The sequence below is a fragment of the Paracoccus haematequi genome (assembly GCF_900631945.1).
Lineage (GTDB): Bacteria > Pseudomonadota > Alphaproteobacteria > Rhodobacterales > Rhodobacteraceae > Paracoccus > Paracoccus haematequi_A.
On record NZ_UZWE01000021.1, the window covers coordinates 56,128 to 72,930 of the forward strand.

The 16,803-nt window shown below is 67.0% G+C and carries 18 protein-coding genes; 13 read left to right on the forward strand and 5 right to left on the reverse strand.

Features of this window, described 5'->3' with window-relative positions:
- The 6 genes from PARHAE_RS03260 to PARHAE_RS03285 all read left to right on the forward strand — a co-directional run bounded on the left by PARHAE_RS03260 (position 1) and on the right by PARHAE_RS03285 (position 5,316).
- A complete protein-coding gene (locus PARHAE_RS03260; protein ID WP_241232653.1) occupies positions 1 to 672 on the forward strand; it encodes a cytochrome c oxidase subunit II in 672 nt (223 codons plus the stop codon).
- Entirely contained in the window at positions 669 to 3,167 is a 2,499-nt protein-coding gene (ctaD, locus tag PARHAE_RS03265) for a cytochrome c oxidase subunit I (protein WP_126153170.1), read from the forward strand. Before PARHAE_RS03260 ends, ctaD begins: the two co-directional genes overlap by 4 nt.
- Positions 3,167 to 3,478, forward strand: coding sequence for a hypothetical protein (locus PARHAE_RS03270; protein ID WP_126153171.1), 312 nt, complete (start codon positions 3,167 to 3,169; stop codon positions 3,476 to 3,478). The genes ctaD and PARHAE_RS03270 overlap by 1 nt, the downstream gene beginning before the upstream one ends.
- A gap of 88 nt (positions 3,479 to 3,566) precedes the next feature.
- On the forward strand, positions 3,567 to 4,445 hold the full coding sequence (locus tag PARHAE_RS03275) for an MBL fold metallo-hydrolase (RefSeq protein WP_126153172.1): 879 nt from the start codon (positions 3,567 to 3,569) through the stop codon (positions 4,443 to 4,445).
- Positions 4,446 to 4,450: 5 nt separating this feature from the next.
- Positions 4,451 to 4,876, forward strand: coding sequence for a YeeE/YedE family protein (locus PARHAE_RS03280; RefSeq protein WP_126153300.1), 426 nt, complete (start codon positions 4,451 to 4,453; stop codon positions 4,874 to 4,876).
- Positions 4,877 to 4,878: 2 nt separating this feature from the next.
- The gene (locus PARHAE_RS03285) at positions 4,879 to 5,316 is read left to right on the forward strand and encodes a DUF6691 family protein (RefSeq protein WP_126153173.1); all 438 of its coding nucleotides are present in this window, start codon (positions 4,879 to 4,881) and stop codon (positions 5,314 to 5,316) included.
- A 13-nt stretch (positions 5,317 to 5,329) separates the two neighbouring features.
- Here PARHAE_RS03285 and PARHAE_RS03290 read toward each other — a convergent pair whose 3' ends face one another.
- The 5 genes from PARHAE_RS03290 to PARHAE_RS03310 form a co-directional block, all read right to left on the reverse strand.
- Positions 5,330 to 6,577 carry an RNA polymerase factor sigma-54 gene (locus PARHAE_RS03290; protein WP_126153174.1) on the reverse strand — a complete coding sequence of 416 codons (1,248 nt, stop codon included), beginning with the start codon at positions 6,575 to 6,577 and terminating at the stop codon, positions 5,330 to 5,332.
- Between the two features lie 14 nt (positions 6,578 to 6,591).
- Positions 6,592 to 6,777 (reverse strand): hypothetical protein, encoded by a 186-nt coding sequence (locus tag PARHAE_RS03295; protein WP_126153175.1) that lies wholly within the window; start codon positions 6,775 to 6,777, stop codon positions 6,592 to 6,594.
- Between the two features lie 14 nt (positions 6,778 to 6,791).
- Positions 6,792 to 7,925 carry a WD40 repeat domain-containing protein gene (locus PARHAE_RS03300; RefSeq protein ID WP_126153176.1) on the reverse strand — a complete coding sequence of 378 codons (1,134 nt, stop codon included), beginning with the start codon at positions 7,923 to 7,925 and terminating at the stop codon, positions 6,792 to 6,794.
- 10 nt (positions 7,926 to 7,935) lie between these two features.
- Entirely contained in the window at positions 7,936 to 8,217 is a 282-nt protein-coding gene (locus PARHAE_RS03305; protein ID WP_126153177.1) for a hypothetical protein, read from the reverse strand.
- A gap of 85 nt (positions 8,218 to 8,302) precedes the next feature.
- On the reverse strand, positions 8,303 to 8,752 hold the full coding sequence (locus PARHAE_RS03310) for a hypothetical protein (RefSeq protein WP_126153178.1): 450 nt from the start codon (positions 8,750 to 8,752) through the stop codon (positions 8,303 to 8,305).
- A 729-nt stretch (positions 8,753 to 9,481) separates the two neighbouring features.
- On the opposite strand from PARHAE_RS03310, the gene PARHAE_RS03315 reads away from it, so the two are divergent.
- From PARHAE_RS03315 to PARHAE_RS03345, 7 genes are all read left to right on the forward strand, one after another.
- On the forward strand, positions 9,482 to 11,149 hold the full coding sequence (locus tag PARHAE_RS03315) for an aromatic/alkene/methane monooxygenase hydroxylase/oxygenase subunit alpha (RefSeq protein ID WP_126153179.1): 1,668 nt from the start codon (positions 9,482 to 9,484) through the stop codon (positions 11,147 to 11,149).
- 97 nt (positions 11,150 to 11,246) lie between these two features.
- Entirely contained in the window at positions 11,247 to 12,305 is a 1,059-nt protein-coding gene (locus PARHAE_RS03320; protein WP_126153180.1) for an NADH:ubiquinone reductase (Na(+)-transporting) subunit F, read from the forward strand.
- 41 nt (positions 12,306 to 12,346) lie between these two features.
- A complete protein-coding gene (locus tag PARHAE_RS03325; RefSeq protein WP_126153181.1) occupies positions 12,347 to 13,405 on the forward strand; it encodes an aromatic/alkene monooxygenase hydroxylase subunit beta in 1,059 nt (352 codons plus the stop codon).
- Between the two features lie 16 nt (positions 13,406 to 13,421).
- Positions 13,422 to 13,790: an MmoB/DmpM family protein gene (locus PARHAE_RS03330; protein WP_126153182.1), complete on the forward strand. Its 369-nt coding sequence runs from the start codon at positions 13,422 to 13,424 to the stop codon at positions 13,788 to 13,790.
- A gap of 58 nt (positions 13,791 to 13,848) precedes the next feature.
- Positions 13,849 to 14,928 carry an NAD(P)-dependent alcohol dehydrogenase gene (locus tag PARHAE_RS03335; RefSeq protein ID WP_126153183.1) on the forward strand — a complete coding sequence of 360 codons (1,080 nt, stop codon included), beginning with the start codon at positions 13,849 to 13,851 and terminating at the stop codon, positions 14,926 to 14,928.
- Between the two features lie 35 nt (positions 14,929 to 14,963).
- Positions 14,964 to 15,986, forward strand: coding sequence for an amidohydrolase family protein (locus PARHAE_RS03340; protein WP_126153184.1), 1,023 nt, complete (start codon positions 14,964 to 14,966; stop codon positions 15,984 to 15,986).
- Positions 15,973 to 16,803, forward strand: coding sequence for an iron-sulfur cluster assembly protein (locus PARHAE_RS03345; protein ID WP_241232654.1), 831 nt, complete (start codon positions 15,973 to 15,975; stop codon positions 16,801 to 16,803). The genes PARHAE_RS03340 and PARHAE_RS03345 overlap by 14 nt, the downstream gene beginning before the upstream one ends.

The window sequence follows — 16,803 nt, forward strand, 5'->3', positions numbered from 1 at the left end:
TTGCACAAGGGGAAGTTTTGGGCGGTCCTTGCGGTTCCCCTGCTGGCCGGTTGCGACGGCGGCGCAAGCGCGCTGTCCCCGGCCGGACCCGCCGCCCAGCAGATCGCCACGCTGTGGTGGGCGATGCTGGCCGGGGCGGGCCTGATCACCCTTCTGGTGCTGGTGCTGGCGGGCCTTGCGCTGTGGCGCGGCCCGCGCCCGACCGGGGAACGCGGCTGGATCGTCTGGTGGGGCCTGGGCTTCACCATGTCGGTGCTGGCGGTCCTGCTGGGCTTCGCGCTGTGGACGGGCGAGCGGATGATCGCGCGCGGCGACGGCGCCATGCAGGTCCAGGCCGAGGCCTATAACTGGGGCTGGCGCTTTACCCAGCCCGGCCCGGACGGACCCGTCGTGACCGAGGGGATCCTGTATGTCCCGGCAGGCCAGCCCTTCGACATCGTGCTGACCAGCCCCGACGTGATCCATTCCTTCTGGGTGCCCCAGCTTGGCGGCAAGATGGACGCGATCCCCGGCCATCGCAACGTCCACCGCCTGCAAGCCGACGCCCCCGGACGGCACGAGGGGCTGTGCGCCGAATTCTGCGGCCTGGGCCATGCCGCCATGCGGTTCGAGGTGGTCGTCTATGACCCCGCCGCGCCGCCTGCCTTCATCTCTGCCGAAAGGGCGCCATGACCGAGGACATTCCCGCCAATCCTGCCCGCAAGGCGCTGCGCCTGCACCGCGAGATGGACCGCATCTGGTCCGACCTGCCCGGTTGGCGGGGCAGCCTCGCCTCGGTCAACCACAGCACGATCGGGCTGCGGTTCATGGCGACCTCCTTCGTGTTCTTCGCCATCGGCGGCGTTCTGGCGATGCTGATCCGGGCGCAGCTTGCGACGCGGGACGGGGCCTTCCTGGATACGGCGCTGTATAACCAGATCTTCACGATGCACGGCAGCATCATGATGTTCCTGTTCGCCATCCCCATGCTGGAGGGGCTGGGCATGTGGCTGCTGCCCAAGATCCTGGGTGCGCGCGACCTGGCCTTTCCGCGCCTGGGGGCGCTTGGCTATTGGTGTTACCTGTTCGGCGGCACGATCATCCTGGCGTCGCTGCTGCTGGGCATGGCGCCCGATGGCGGCTGGTTCATGTATGTGCCCCTGTCCGGCAAGACCCATACCCCCGGCGTCAGCGCCGATGTCTGGCTGCTGGGCGTGACCTTCGTCGAGATCTCGGCCGTGGCGGCGGCGGTCGAGATCATCGTCACGATCCTGCGGATGCGCCGGGCGGGCATGGGCCTGACGCGGATGCCGCTGATGGGCTGGTACATGCTGGGCACCGCCGCGATGATGCTGGTGGGGTTTCCGCCGCTGATCCTGGGATCGATCCTGCTGGAACTGGAACGCGCCTTCGACTGGCCGTTCTTCGACATCCTGCGCGGCGGCGATCCCCTGCTGTGGCAGCACCTGTTCTGGCTGTTCGGCCACCCCGAGGTCTATATCATCTTCCTGCCCGCCGCAGGCGTGCTGTCCACGATCATCCCGGTCTTCGCGCGGGTGCCGATTCTGGGATACGGCGCCATCGTCGCGGCGGTGCTGGGGCTGGTGTTCCTGTCCTTCGGGCTGTGGGTGCATCACATGTTCACCGTGGGCATTCCGCATATGGCGCTGGCGTTCTTTTCGGCGGCCTCGGCCCTGGTGGCGGTGCCGACCTCGGTCCAGATCTTCGCCTGGATCGGCACGATGTGGGCGGGCAGGGTAGAGTTGCGCCTGCCGATGCTGCATGTGATCGGCTTTTTCCTGACCTTCGTGATGGGCGGGCTGACCGGGGTGATGCTGGCCATGGTGCCCTTCAACTGGCAGGCCCATGATACCGCCTTCGTGACCGCGCATCTGCATTACGTCCTGGTCGGCGGCTTCGTCTTTCCGATGATGGCCGGGATCACCTACTGGATGCCGATGATCAGTGGCAGGTTCCGGGTCCGCGCCCTGGGCGAGGCCGCCTTCTGGCTGATCCTGCTGGGCTTTCACGGCACCTTCTTCCTGATGCACCTGACCGGGCTTCTGGGGATGCCGCGCCGGATCGACCGCTATCCGGGCAACCCGGAATGGGAATGGCTGAACCTGGTGTCGTCCATCGGCGGGATGGTGATGGCGGCGGGCTTCGCGCTGTTCGTGATGGATATCGGAATGCAATGGCTGTTCGGTCGGCGCAGCCACCGCAACCCATGGCGGGCCGAGACGCTGGACTGGGCGATGGCGCTGCCCGCGCCGCCCTACAACTTCGCCTCGCTGCCCGGACCGCGCCATCCCGACAGCAGCGCGATCCTGCCCCTGGCGCGGGGCGAGGGCCTGCTGCCCGGCTCCCCCCGAGACCGGCGAGAGGTTCTGGTGACGGACGCAGGCACCGGCCGCCCCGATCACGTCGCCGTGGTGCCGGGAAACACCGTGTTGCCGATCTGGACCGCCGCCGCGCTTGGCAGCTTCTTCCTGCTGATGCTGGCGGGGCTTTACTGGCTGACGCCTCTGGCCATCGCGGCGATCCTGTGGGCGGGATGGCAGTGGGGCGGCTTCATGGGCAGCCCGCGCGACGCGGCGCCGATCCCCGTCGCGCCCGGCCTGTCCCTGCCCGAGCATTGGCAGATCCGCCAGACCCTCGCCTATAGCGGGACCGTGACGCTGCTGGTGGCGGACGGGACGCTCTATGCCTCGCTGCTGTTCGGGGTGGGTTTTCTGACCGTCATCGCCCCGAACTGGCCCGCCCCGGAAAGCGGCCTGGGCCTTGGCGCGCTGCTGGCCGCCGGAGGGGCGCTGCTGTCCATCGCCGCCGCCACCCTGGCCGCCCGCCTGGCCGAGACGCGGCGCGACAGGCCGACCGGCGCCACTGCCGCCCTGACGGGAGTGCTGGCCGCGGGGCTGGCGCTGGCGCTGCTGGGCGTGCTGGCCTGGCAGTTGGACGATCCGCGCCGCCATGCCCGCGACGCCCTGCGCGGGGTTCTGCTGGGCCATGCGGTGTTCCACGGGGCTGTCGCGCTGATGCTGGGGCTGCGCAGCCTGTGCGATGCCCGGCAGGGACGGACCAGCCGGTTGCGCCGAGGCGCCGCGCCGGTCTGGCAACTGTTCCAGGCCTTCTGGCTGGCGACCGCCGCCCTGTCGCTGGGCCTTGTCATCCTGCAAGAGGTCGGCTGATGGCCTGGGTTTTGCGGATGCTGGCGGGGCCGCTGCTGTGGGGCGCGCTGTTTTCCGCCGTCTATGCGCTGCACGGGCTGGGCTGTGCCTGGGACTGGCCCGCCCGCGCAACGCCCGCCGGGCCGCTGCATCCCCTGGCGATGATCCTGCTGTGGCTGGCCGGGCTGGCCCTGCACGGCGCCTTGATCCTGTGGAACAGGGCCGATGGCAGCGCGAGGCAGGCGCTGCTGGTCCGTGCAGGCAACTGGATCGGCGCGGTCGCCAGCGCCGCCACGCTGTTTCCGGTGATCGTCCTGTCGACCTGCGGCTAAAAGGCCGTTTTGCGGGTTATTGCATATCTTCGAAGAAGCGCATACATCAAGACCCGCACAGGCCCACAGACAGTCCGAGGGACAGGCAATGACCCACACGCCCGAAGTCACCGGCTTTTACGAGTCCCGCACCGGATCGGTGCAATACGTGGTGGCCGATCCGGCGGCCGGGGCCTGTGCCATCATCGACCCGGTGCTGGATTTCGACGACAAGTCGGGCGCCGTCGCGACGGCCCAGGCCGACCGGATCCTGGATTTCGTGGCGACGAAGGGCTATCGGGTGGACTGGATCCTGGACACCCATCCCCATGCCGACCATTTCTCGGCCGCCGACCACATCAGGCGCAGGACCGGCGCGCCCACCGGCATCGGCGCCCAGGTCGTGCAGGTCCAGCGGCTGTGGAAGGGCTTTTACAACTGGCCGGATTTTCCCGCCGACGGATCCCAGTGGGACAGGCTGTTCGACGATGGCGACCGCTTCGCGGTCGGGTCCATCCCGGCGCGGGTGATGTTCTCGCCCGGCCATACGCTGGCCTCGATCACCTATGTCATCGGCGACGCGGCCTTCGTGCATGACACGCTGTTCATGCCCGACAGCGGCACCGCCCGAGCCGATTTTCCGGGCGGCGACGCAGGGCAGCTTTGGCGCTCGATCCAGGCGATCCTGGCCCTGCCGGACGACACGCGGATCTTCACCGGCCACGATTATGGCGAGGGCGGCCGTCCGCCCCGCTGGGAATCGACCGTGGCCGAGCAGAAGGCCGCGAACATCCACATCGCCCGATACCGGACCGAGGACGCCTTCGTCGCGGCCCGGCAGGCACGAGACCGGACACTGCCGATGCCCCGGCTGATCCTGCATTCGTTGCAGGTCAACATGAATGCGGGCCGCCTGCCCGACGCGGAATCCAACGGGCGCCGCTATCTGAAAATTCCGCTGAACCTTCTGGAGGCCCCGTGGGAATGAGCGACATGACTGCCTTCACCCCGATCCAATCGCTGCTGGGCGGGGCGCTGATCGGCCTGTCGGCGGTGCTGCTGATGGCCTTTCACGGCCGCATCGCCGGGATGACCGGCATCCTGGCCGGCCTGCTGCCGGGGCAAGAGGGTCGGGGCTGGCGGCTGGCCTTCCTGGCCGGGGCCGTCCTTGCGCCCCTGCTGGCGACGACGCTGGGCGGCATCGAGATTCCGTTTTCCAGCCAGACCCCCTTGCCCTGGATCGTCGTCAGCGGGCTGGCGGTCGGCATCGGCACGACCTTCGGCGGCGGCTGCACGTCGGGGCACGGAATCTGCGGCAATGCCCGGCTTTCGCGGCGCTCGATCCTGGCGACGCTGATCTTCATGCTGGCGGCGGGACTGACCGTCTATGCGATCCGCCACGGGATCGGGGGGGCATAGGGATGGCCGTTCCGCTTGCTTTCCTGATCGGGCTGGTCTTTGGAACCGGGATCATGATCTCGGGCATGGCGAACCCCGCCAAGGTATTGAATTTCTTCGACATCGCCGGAACCTGGGATCCGTCTCTGGCCTTCGTGATGGGCGGCGCGCTGACCGTGGCCCTGATCGGCTATCGCATCGTGTTGCGGCGGCCCCGGCCGGTGCTGGACACCTGCTTCCACCTGCCGACGCGGCGCGACATCGACCCCGCGCTGATCGGCGGTTCGGCGCTGTTCGGGGTCGGCTGGGGGATCGCGGGTTTCTGCCCCGGCGGGTCGATCCCCGCGCTTGGCCTGCTGCGCCCCCAGGCGGCGGTGTTCGTCTGCGCGATGCTGGCGGGCATGGCGATCGCCCGCAGGCTGCGCGCCCGCCGCGCCGCGCCGCGACCCAGGCTGTCCTGAGGCCTGCCCCGCCTTACGCCCTCTGCCGCAGACGCTGCGTGCAGACCGGGATGCCCAAGGCCTCGCGGTATTTGGCAACGGTGCGCCGTGCCAGCGGCTTGCCCTCGCGGCACAGGGCGGCGGCCAGTTCCGCGTCGCCCAAGGGGGCGGCCGGATCCTCGGCCGCGATCAATTGCCCCAGCCTGTAGCGGATCGCCGCCGCGGCGGGCTGAGGGCCGGGCCGCCTGCCCGGTCCCGCCCGGACGGGGCCGCCGTCGAACAGGCTGCACAGGGTCCGCAGCCCGTGCGGCGTGTCGACCAGCAGATCCCGCGCCACCCGCCCGACCGTGCTGCCATGCAGGCCCAGATCGGCCGCGATCCCGGCCCGGCTGAGGGTCAGCAGCGCGCCGGGACCGTGATCCAGAAAGCCGCGCTGCCGGTTCAGGACCGCCCGCGCCACCGCCAGCACCGTGCGGTTGCGGCGTTCCACGATGGACGACAGCCATTCGGCCTCGGCCCGGATCGCGCCCATCCCCTTGGCCGCGCGGGCGTCGGGGATCACGTCCAGCACCGGCAGCGTGGCGCGGTTCAGGGCCACCTGCCAGCCTTGCGCCGCGCGCGAGACGATCACGTCGGGCGCCCTGACCGGCGCGGGGGTGCCCCCGAAGGCCAGTCCGGGGCGCGGATCCATGCGCCGGACCCGCGCCAGGCAGGCCGCCACCTGGTCCGGGTCCAGCCCCGCAGCCTTTGCCACCGCAGCGGCCCCGCCCTGGGCCAGAAGGTCAAGATGGCGCAGCACCGCCGCCATCGCGGGCGAATGCTGGTCGCGATCGATGGCCTGAAGGCGCAGGCAATCGGCCAGGCCGCTGGCGAACAGACCGGCAGGCTCGATCCCCTGTTGCAGGGCCGTCAGCATGGCTTCAGCCTGGGCAAGCGACCGCTGGGCACTGGCCGCGATCTGGGACAGCGGACGGTCCAGCCAGCCGTTGCCGTCCAGGGCTTCCACAAAGGCCAGGGCAAGCGCCTCGTCCGCCCGCGCCGCACCGATCAGCCGCAGCTGCGCCGTCACATGGGCATATAGCCCGCCTTGGGAATCGGCCAGATCCTCGGTCCCCGGCGAAGCGGTCCCGGCAGGCAGGCGCAGCCGCAGAAAGGGGTTGTGCGCCGCGCGCCGTGCCAGATCGGCGGCCAGATCCTCGTTCGTCAGCCGCAAGAGGGCGATGCCCTGGATCTGGCGGAACCCCAGGCTTTGCCGCTGGCTTTGCGTCAGGCGCAAGGACATTCGGGCCGATCCCGTCAGTGGGGCGCCGTGGGGCCGCCCATCTTGTCGCTGGCGATCCAGCGCGCGGCCAGCACCAGGGTGCCCATCGCGAAATCCTTGCCATGGACCTGAATCATCTCTTGCGAGATTTCCGCGATGCGGGCGAAGAAGGCGTCCTTGCTGGCATCCTCGGGGGTCGGTTTGGCCTGGGCGTTGGTCATGCTGTGTCCTTTCGTCATTTGAAAAGCTGCGGCGGCAGGGTGACAAGCGCCGCCTGGCCGTCCGCCGTGCCGATGCCGAGATGAAGCCCGTCGCGCGACCAGCCAAGCGCGGTCACGGCGTGGCCGTCGGGCTGGCGCAGGGCCATCTCCTCGGAACGGCCCGCGCGGGCGATCTGGACTGCGCCATCGGCAGCGCCGAAGGCGATCAGGTCGCGGGTCGGGTGGGCGGCGATCCTGTCGATCAGCACCAGCCCCGGCCGCCCGGTCCGCAGTGCGCCGGTTGCCTCGTCATCCCAGGGCGGCGTCTTCAGCGACCATCCCGCCGCGCGGAAGGCGCCCGAGGCGAACACCGCCCCGGCCGGGCCGCTGAAGGCGAGCGAGGAGGGGGCTGCGCGGAACCTGCCGATCCGGGCGATCCGTCCGTCACCGCGCCGCAGCAGCCACAGGCCGTCCCGGCAGTTCGACCCGGCCAGCCATCCGCCATCGGCCGAAAAGATCAGCGGCCCGCTGCCGCCGATCAGCGGGTGCATGGTCAGCCCGTCTTCGGGTCGGCCCAGCAGCAGGGCCTGGGGCAGCAACGCCGCCAGGGTGCCGTCATCGGCGAAGGCCAGCGCCTGGGCCTGGGCCGGCACCGGCAGGCTGGCGATCCGGGCCATGTCCTGTTCGTCATGCAGATCGACCGCCCCCTGTCGCGCCAGGGCCAGGCGGCCCGCCAGGTCCGAGGCGATGGCCAGGATCGGGCCGTCCGGCACCGGCAGGGCAATGACCTGGCCGCGCGGGGTGACGCGGTGCAGGCGGCCGTCGCGCCCGGCGGCGACCAGCCCGATCACGCCTGATGCCGCCAGCAGCGGCGCGCCCCGCGCCAGTTCCGGGGTCAGGACCGGCGGGGCGGGCGGCTTTTCGCGGGGGCGGATGGTGCTGCGGCCCGAATCCGCCTCGATCCGCATCCGCGACAGGGCCGAGTCCGGATCGTCCAGCGGCGCCAGTGCCAGCCGCCCGTCGTTCAGCGCGAAGCCCGCCAGCTTGCCCGCGCGGTCGAAGGCGATGTCGGTAACGGCCGCGCCCAGCATCCAGTTGCGCGCCAGCAGATCGAACAGCGGCGATTGCGGCGGCGGGGCCGCGACATCGGGGAAGGCGGTTTCGGTCATGCGATGATCCTCATGTCGATGCGGCCAGTTCCCGCCCAAGGGCCGAAAGGCGCTTTTCCAGGTCGATGATCTGCAAGGCGCAGGTCTCGGCGGTCTGTTTCGCGGCCTGTTCGGCGCGCCGGGCCAGGGCGAGGGTTTCGGGGGCGGCGTCCTCGGCCATTTGCCGGGCAAAACCGGCGGCGGCCACCTGCTGCAGAAGCCGGTGGTATTCGCCGGTCAGCGCGCTCAGCTGGGCAGTGATGCGGAACTGATCCGCCAGAACCTCTTGCGCGGCGCGCCCATCCCTTGTCATGCTGTCCCCCATGCGCCGAACGCGCCCCACAGCAGAAGCCGCCGATGCCCGGCGCGGCCCCGTCGGGCGGGATGCCGTGACCGGCTCATGACCGGGCCTCGCGCAGGGCGGTCTCTTCGGCGCGCAGGCCCGCAACCACGCGGTCGATCCCTTCGCTGAACCGCTTCTCGGCCATCTCGATATGGGCGGCGATGGCGTCCCAGATATCGACCCGCATCAGGGTTTCCACGTCGCCGGTCAGGATCTCGATCTCGTCCAGGCGGAAGCTGCGGGTCAGCGAGACGCCGGTGGCCACGAAGTCGCGCAGTTCGACCGCGTGGCTGTCGATGAAGAAGGGCAGCAGGGGATGGCCTTCCGCCGTCACTCCGGCCTGGGCCAGCCGCGTTTCCAGGAAGCGGCGGAAATGGCTGTGCAGGATCTCTTGGCTGCGGCCCAGGAAGCGCATGGTGAAGACCAGATCCTGGGGCGCGCGGGCGACCATCGCCTGGGCGGTCAGGCGCGGCGCGTTCTGATCGGGGGGGAAGGGATCTGGCATCGGAACGTCCCGCGGAAAGAAGGGCCGGACGGCGCCGGCGGTCCTGCCCAGATTACCACCCGCCCGCCTGCCAGGACATGTTTTTGTGACGGTAACATCATGTTTTTGAAAACTAAAAACGGGATTCAGCGTTACGGTTGTAACGTTTCGTTCCAGCCGTCCGTTACAGCTTTGCGGCGGCTTTACATGCCGCGCTGCGGCATGGGAATCCGGCGCGCAGGGGCGGACGGTTCAGGGGCGAATCGGCCTGCACGGGGCCCTTATGGACGAAATGTTACAGTTTTGTGCAGCGCAGCCCGGATGGACGTGACAGGTGTAACGTTTTGCAACGCCGCGCGCGGCGCAGGACCGGACCGGCCGGGCGCCAAGCGGCAAAAAATCGTGAAAAAATAAATTGTTTTATTTCAGTCATCTATCGACAGATGGCGGATGAATCGGCGCGATTTCCCGCGCCGGTGCCGCCGTCTGGCACGCGTTCTGCATGTATCCCCATCACAATAAGGCGGCTGGCCCGATGGCCTGACCCCGAAAGAACGAAGGAATGGGAGGAGACGCGAGGCCACCGGGGACGGCAGCACGCAGGACGTTGCGCCGAACCGGATCCAGGCCCGCAGCCCGGAAACCTTTGCCGTGACCTGACCCGGCCGATCGGCCGGAAAAACCGGGGCGGACAAGCCGCCCAGCGGCCCGGAATGCCACCCGTGCCGTCAACATCAGGAGATTCATGGCATGACGCAACTGACGCTCAACAAGATCACCGCGCAGCGCGGGATTTCGGTCGGGGAGGCGACGAAGAAGATCTCGGATCTGGGCTGGAACCCCAGCTATGTCCAGGAAGCCGCGACCTTCCCCACCGATTACAAGATCGCCAAGGCGCCGCGCGATCCGATGAAACAGGTGCTGCGGTCCTATTTCCCGATGCAGGAGGAAAAGGACAACCGCGTCTATGGCGCGCTGGACGCCGCCCTGCGCGGCGACATGTTCCGCAACGTCGAACCCCGTTGGGTGGAATGGATGAAGCTGTTCCTGGCGATCATCCCCTTCCCGGAAATCTCGGCCGCGCGGTCGATGGCGATGGTCGCCCGCATCGCGCCGGGCGAGGATCTGCGCACCGGATTCACCATGCAGATGGTGGACGAATTCCGCCACTCCACGATTCAGATGAACCTGAAGAAGTGGTACATGGAGAACTATATCGACCCGGCCGGCTTCGACATCACCGAGGAAGCCTTCGGCAAGTGCTATGCGACGACCATCGGCCGCCAGTTCGGCGAGGGCTTCATCACCGGCGACGTGATGACCTCGGCCTGCATGTACCTGACCGTGGTCGCGGAAACCGCCTTCACCAACACGCTGTTCGTGGCCATGCCGTCCGAGGCCGCGCGCAATGGCGACTATGCGCTGCCCACGGTGTTCCTGTCGGTGCAGTCGGATGAAAGCCGCCACATCGGCAACGGCCATTCGCTGCTGATGGCCGCGCTGAAAGAGCCGGAAAACCACCTGCTGCTGGAACGCGACCTGCGTTACGCCTTCTGGCAGAACCACGCCATCGTCGATGCCGCCATCGGCACGCTGATCGAATACGGCACCACCAACCGCGACAAGGACAAGGAATCCTACGCGGAGATGTGGCACCGCTGGATCTTCGAGGATTACTATCGCACCTACATGCTGCCGCTGGAGAAATACGGCATCAAGGTGCATCACGACGATGTCCAGGAAGCCTGGAACCGCATCACCAAGAAGCATTACGTCCACCGGGTCGCGCAGTTCTTCGCGGTCGGATGGCCGGTGAACTTCTGGCGGATCGAGGCTCAGACCGACAAGGACTTCGAGTGGTTCGAGCACAAGTATCCGGGCTGGTATGCCGAATTCGGCGAGTTCTGGAAATGGTATGCGAAGCTGTCGAAGCCGGGCCAGAAGGTCATCACCTTCAACGAGGAGACCGGCTATGTCTATCCGCACCGCTGCTGGTCCTGCCTGGTGCCCTGCCTGATCCGCGAGGATATGGTGGTGGACGAGATCGACGGCCAGATCCACACCTTCGCCCATGAGCTGGACCGCTGGACCGCGGTCGAGGCCTTCGCGAACGAATACCAGGGCCGGCCGACCCCGGCGATGGGCAAGTTCTCGGGCAAGCGGGAATGGGAGACGCTGTATCACGGCTGGGATCTGGCCGATGCGATCAAGGATCTGAACTTCGTGCGCGACGACGGCAAGACGCTGGTGCCGCAGCCGCATCTGCGCTTTGACGACAAGGACATGTGGACGCTGGACGACGTGCGCGGCCACACGCTTCTGTCGCCGCTGACCCTGCTGCGCGAGATGACGCCCGAGGCGCGGGCCAAGCACATCGCCGAATACCAGGCGGGCTTCACCATCAACCCCTGCAACTGATGCGGGCGGGCGGGGGCCGGGCCGGTCCCCGCCGATCACCGGACTTGAACGGGGCGGCCGCAAGGCTGCCGGACTGACGGCGGGGAGGCCGGACAGAATGGGAGAGGTTTATACCGTAAGGCTGGAACCCGTGGGGGTGGAATTCGAGGTGGACGAGGACGAGACCGTCCTGGACGCCGCCTTCCGCCAGGGCATCGCGCTGCCCCACGGATGCAAGGAGGGGCAATGCTCGGCCTGCAAATGCGTGCTGCTCGACGGCGAGGTCGAGATGCTGAAATACTCGACCTTCGCGCTGAACGACGGCGACCGCGACAGCGGCCAGATCCTGATGTGCCGCGCCAAGGCCTTCGACAATCTGACCATCGACCTTTTGAACTATGACGAGGAGGTGCTGTCGAAATCCATCCCCGTCAGGCAGTTCCAGGGGCGGATCACCGATTTCCGCAAGCTCACGCATGACATCCGCGGCGTCGAGGTCGAGCTGAGCGCGCCGCTCAAGTTCTGGGCGGGTCAGTATGTCGACATCACAGTCACCACGGAAGAAGGGGAGACGATCACGCGTTCGTTCTCCATGGCAAATCCGCCGAGCGAAACCCAAAAGCTGTCCTTCATCATCAAGAAATACCCCGAAGGAAAGTTCTCCAACCAACTCGACAACGGAGGAATCCGCGCCGGAGCGGAAGTGACCGTGACCGGCCCCTATGGCATGTGCTTCCGCCGAGAGGGGCGCGCGGGGCCGGTGGTGCTGGTCGGCGCGGGGTCGGGCATGTCGCCGGTCTGGTCGATCCTGCACGACCATATCGAAAGCGGCGAGGATCGGCCGGTCTATTTCTTCTATGGGGCGCGCACCCAGGACGACCTGTTCCACCTGGACCGGCTGGCCGCGATCACCGCCGACCATCCGTCGGTCGAATTCATCCCGGTCCTGTCCCACGCCCCCGAGGACGGCGGCTGGCAGGGCGAGCGCGGCTTCGTCCACGAGGCGGTCGACCGCAGGCTGAAGGCGCTTGGGATCGGCGGGCAGGGCGATGTCTATGCCTGCGGCCCGCCGCCGATGATCGACGCACTGACGCCGACGCTGTTCATGCTGGATTACGAAAGCGAGCGGATTTTCTACGACAAGTTCACCACCACCTCGGGCGCCTCGGGCCACTAGGCCACGCCGCATCATCACGACCACCAAGGGAGGAAGACCAAATGGCATCAACAGCAAGTGCCGTCGCATCGGGTGCCGCAGGCGCCGCGATCTTTGCAGGCTCGACCAGCCGCAAATACAACTATTTCGAGCCGCGCGGCAAGCGCGCCACCCATTACGAGGATGTCACCTGCGACGTGCAGCCCGATCCCGAACGCTATCTGATCCAGGACTGGATCATCAGCTTCGGCGACGGCAAGGGCGCCTATACCAAGGACAATACCCGCGCGCTGAGTTCCAACTGGCACCTGTTCCGCGCGCCCGACCAGGAATGGGAACGCACCCATTACCAGCGTCAGTCCAAGATCGAGACGATGGTCCAGGCGGTGATCGGCAACGCCCGCAAGGCCGGCGCGCATCTGGTCTTCGACAAGGTCTGGCAGCGCGTGTTGCAGACGCATCTGGGCGCCTGGAAGCATGTGGAATTCGGCCTGGGCACCTCGCTGATGCAGGCGCAGCGGTATGGCTATACCCAGATGATCAACAACGCCACGCTGACGAATTCGTCCTACAAGATGCGGCTGGCGCAGGACATCACCCTGTATCTGGCCGAGATCGGCATGGACATTCCCGGCTGGGACGACGAGCTGGGCAAGAAGGCCTGGCTGGAGGATCCGATCTGGCAGCCCACCCGCCTGGCGGTCGAGACGATCATGGGCGCCGAGGATTACCTGGAGCAGTATTTCGCCATCAACCTGGTCTTCGAGCCCCTGGTGGGCGAGCTGTTCCGGTCGGGCTTCCTGATGCAGGCGGCGGCGGCGAACAACGACTTCATCACCCCGCCGGTGATCTCGGCGGCAGAGGCGGACTATGAACGCAACCTCGCCAACACCATCGACCTGATCTACCTGCTGGCCAACGACGAAAAGCACGCCGCCCACAACCGGGCGCTATTCGGGGCCTGGGTCAGGAAGCATGGCGACCTGGCCGACAAGGCCGCCGCCGCGTTGCAGCCGATCTGGTCGCAGCCCCATTCGAAACCCGTGTCCTTCGCCGATGCCCAGGCCGCCTCGCACGAGCGGCTGGCCCAGATCCTGGGCGAAATCGGCCTGAGCCGCTGAACAGGAGACAGAGAGCATGTCCACGACCGCCCGCGACAGCACGAAAAGCAACATCTTCAAGTCGATGAAGGACATCACCTTCGACCAGACGATCTCGCATCAATGCGGCGTCACCATGAACGATTCGGTCGAGGCGCGCGCCATCGCCGAATACATGGACCAGGATCCGAAGGTGACGGTGACCTATAACCCGGCCACCATCCGCATCGACGGCGAAGGCAGGCTGATCTTCAAGATGGACGACATCAGCGAATATCTGGGCCGCGAGATGACGGCCGAGATCTTCGAGGTCAACACCTCGACCCATTACGGCCGGATGGTTCGGATCGACGACAACACCGTGATCCTGTTCGGGAACATGGACGAAGTTTTCGAATACATCTGACCGTTTTCAGGGATGCGCCCTCCCCGCGCATCCCTGATCCGTTCCAGCAGGAGATGACATGGCAAGCATGATGAAAGCGGCGGTCTTCGTGGAGAAGGGCCGCATCGTCCTGGAAGACAAGAAGATCCCCGATGTCGGCCCGAACGACGCGCTGATGCGGGTGACGACGACCACGATCTGCGGCACCGACATCCACATCCTAAAAGGCGAATACCCGGTCGAACGCGGGCTGACCATCGGCCACGAGCCGGTCGGCGTGATCGAGAAGCTGGGCACGGCCGTCAAGGGCTTCCGCGAGGGGCAGCGCGTCATCGCCGGGGCGATCACGCCCTCGGGCTGGTCGAATGCCTGCCTGTGCGGCTTCTGTTCGCAGGACGGCGCGGGCACCCCGCACGGCTGGAAGGCCATCGGCGGCTGGAAGTTCGGCAATACCATCGACGGCTGCCAGGCCGAATATGTGCTGGTGCCGGACGCGATGGCGAACCTGGCGCCGATCCCCGACGACCTGACCGACGAAGAGGTGCTGATGTGCCCCGACATCATGTCAACGGGCTTCGTCGGCGCCGAGAACGGCAATATCCGCATCGGCGACACGGTGGCGGTCTTTGCCCAGGGACCGATCGGATTATGCGCCACCGCGGGCGCGAAGCTGATGGGCGCCAGCCGCATCATCGCGGTCGATACCGTGCCCGCCCGGCTGGAGATGGCCCGCCGCATGGGCGCGGACGAGGTGGTCGATTTCAAGGCCTCGAACGACGTGGTGGGCACCATCATGGAGATGACCGACGGACGCGGCTGCGATGTCGCCATCGAGGCGCTTGGCTTGCAGGCGACCTTCGAATGGGCGCTGCGTTCGATCCGGCCGGGCGGCACGCTGTCCAGCCTGGGGGTCTATTCAAGCGACCTGAAGATCCCGCTGGACGCCTTTGCGGCGGGCTTGGGCGAAAAGACCATCCGTTCCGCCCTGTGCCCCGGCGGCAAGGAACGGATGCGGCGGATGATGGATGTGGTCCGGGCGCGCCGCGTCGATTTCAGCGCGCTTGTCACCCACCGCTTCGGCCTCGACCAGATCGAGGAAGCCTACGAGCTTTTCGCCAATCAGCGCGACGGCGTGCTGAAGGTCGCGATCAGCACCTGACCGACCCACCAAGACGACATTCAGGGAGGAAGACGATGTACAAGACAGCCGACGGGAAAGAGATCTTCGTTCTGGACTGCCATACCCATTTCTGGAACGGCAGCCCCGAAAACCAGCGCAACATCCATGGCAAGCAGTTCATCGACTGCTTCTATGCCTATCACACCGGCCTCAGCCCCAAGGAACAGCTTTGGGAAAAGGCCAGGTTCGAAAAGCAGACGGTGGAACAGGTCTATCAGGATCTGTTCATCGACGGGCCGGATGACATGGCGATCATCCAGTCCACCTATCTGCGCGATTTCTACAAAGAGGGCTTCAGCTCGATCGAGCGTTCGACCCAGCTGGCCCAGGTCCATCCGGGGCGCTTCATCGTCAACGGATCCTTCGATCCGCGCGACGGGGAAAAGGCGCTGGAATACATCCACTACATGAAAGAGACCTTCGATATCAAAGGGGTCAAGATGTATACCGCCGAATGGCACGGCGAATCCCGCGGCTGGAAGCTGACCGACCCATCGGCCTACAAATGCTTCGAACTGTGCGACAAGCTGGGCATCCGCAACATCCACGTCCACAAGGGCCCGACGATCCGGCCGCTGTCCAAGGACGCCTTCGCGGTGGGCGATGTGGACGACGCCGCGACGGATTTCCAGAACCTGAACTGGATCATCGAACATTGCGGCCTGCCGCGCCTGGACGATTTCTGCTGGATCGCCACCCAGGAAAGCAATGTCTATGCCGGCCTGGCCGTCGCCTTGCCCTTCATCCATTCGCGCCCGCGCTATTTCGGCGAGATCATTTCCGAACTGCTGTTCTGGATCGGCCCGGACAAGATCCTGTTCGGGTCGGACTATGCGATCTGGACGCCGCGATGGCTGGTCGAGACGTTCTGGAATTTCCAGATCCCCCAGGACATCGCCCAGGAACGCGGCGTTCAGTTGACCGATCAGATCAAGGAGCAGATCCTGGGCCTGAACGCGGCGCGGCTCTACGACATCGACGTGGCGGCGAAACGGGCCGAACTGGCGCAGTCGCCCATCCGCTTTGCGGCAGAGTGACGCCATGGGCCTGCCGCAGATCCGGGGCGCGCAGGCAAGGGAGGTGTGGCGGCGCCTGGGCGCCGTCACCGACCCCGAGCTTGACGAGCCGATCACCGACATGGGTTTCGTCGAACGCCTGGAGGTCAGGCGCGGCGAGGTCGAGATCGCCTTCCGCCTGCCGACCTATTGGTGTTCGCCGAACTTCGCCTTCCTGATGGCCGACGGCATCCGCCGGGCGGCGCTGGCGCCCGCCTGGGTGACGGGGGTGCGGGTCCAGCTGATGGACCATTGCTATGCCGACCGGGTGAACGCCGCCGTCAACGGCGAGCAGTCCTTCGATGCGGTCTTTGCCGAACTGAGCGACGGCGCCGACCTGTCCGAACTGCGCGAGACCTTCCGCGAAAAGGCCTTTCTGCGCCGGCAAGAGGCGGTGCTGCGCGGCCTGCTGGCGATGGGCTGGGACGCGGCGGGGATCACCGGGCTGACGCTGGCGGGCTTCGATGCGCTGAACCTGGCCGACAGCCCCGAGGCGGCGGCGCAGAAGCCCCGCTATCGCGAGATCCTGCTGGGCGAGGGGCTGGCGATCCTGCCCCAGGATCCGGCCTTCGTCACCTGGGGCGGCGATCCTCTGGCGGCCGGGGAGCTTGGCGATCACCTGATGCGGCTGCGCTCGATCCGCATCAACATGGAGTTTAACGGCGCGCTGTGCCGGGGCCTTGCCGCCGCGCGCTACAAAGAGGTCGATCTGTCCGGGGACGAACCGGGGCTGGTCGATTTCATCCTGGGGCGGGTGCCGCCACGGGACCGGGGGACCGGACCCGACTGCCGGACCTGA

Bases quoted from the DNA above. Each gene is read 5' to 3' on its own strand.
- ctaD (WP_126153170.1), top strand. From the start codon at position 669: ATGACCGAGGACATTCCCGCCAATCCTGCCCGCAAGGCGCTGCGCCTG.
- PARHAE_RS03270 (WP_126153171.1), top strand. From the start codon at position 3,167: ATGGCCTGGGTTTTGCGGATGCTGGCGGGGCCGCTGCTGTGGGGCGCG.
- PARHAE_RS03275 (WP_126153172.1), top strand. From the start codon at position 3,567: ATGACCCACACGCCCGAAGTCACCGGCTTTTACGAGTCCCGCACCGGA.
- PARHAE_RS03280 (WP_126153300.1), top strand. From the start codon at position 4,451: ATGACTGCCTTCACCCCGATCCAATCGCTGCTGGGCGGGGCGCTGATC.
- PARHAE_RS03285 (WP_126153173.1), top strand. From the start codon at position 4,879: ATGGCCGTTCCGCTTGCTTTCCTGATCGGGCTGGTCTTTGGAACCGGG.
- PARHAE_RS03290 (WP_126153174.1), bottom strand. From the start codon at position 6,577: ATGTCCTTGCGCCTGACGCAAAGCCAGCGGCAAAGCCTGGGGTTCCGC.
- PARHAE_RS03295 (WP_126153175.1), bottom strand. From the start codon at position 6,777: ATGACCAACGCCCAGGCCAAACCGACCCCCGAGGATGCCAGCAAGGAC.
- PARHAE_RS03300 (WP_126153176.1), bottom strand. From the start codon at position 7,925: ATGACCGAAACCGCCTTCCCCGATGTCGCGGCCCCGCCGCCGCAATCG.
- PARHAE_RS03305 (WP_126153177.1), bottom strand. From the start codon at position 8,217: ATGACAAGGGATGGGCGCGCCGCGCAAGAGGTTCTGGCGGATCAGTTC.
- PARHAE_RS03310 (WP_126153178.1), bottom strand. From the start codon at position 8,752: ATGCCAGATCCCTTCCCCCCCGATCAGAACGCGCCGCGCCTGACCGCC.
- PARHAE_RS03315 (WP_126153179.1), top strand. From the start codon at position 9,482: ATGACGCAACTGACGCTCAACAAGATCACCGCGCAGCGCGGGATTTCG.
- PARHAE_RS03320 (WP_126153180.1), top strand. From the start codon at position 11,247: ATGGGAGAGGTTTATACCGTAAGGCTGGAACCCGTGGGGGTGGAATTC.
- PARHAE_RS03325 (WP_126153181.1), top strand. From the start codon at position 12,347: ATGGCATCAACAGCAAGTGCCGTCGCATCGGGTGCCGCAGGCGCCGCG.
- PARHAE_RS03330 (WP_126153182.1), top strand. From the start codon at position 13,422: ATGTCCACGACCGCCCGCGACAGCACGAAAAGCAACATCTTCAAGTCG.
- PARHAE_RS03335 (WP_126153183.1), top strand. From the start codon at position 13,849: ATGGCAAGCATGATGAAAGCGGCGGTCTTCGTGGAGAAGGGCCGCATC.
- PARHAE_RS03340 (WP_126153184.1), top strand. From the start codon at position 14,964: ATGTACAAGACAGCCGACGGGAAAGAGATCTTCGTTCTGGACTGCCAT.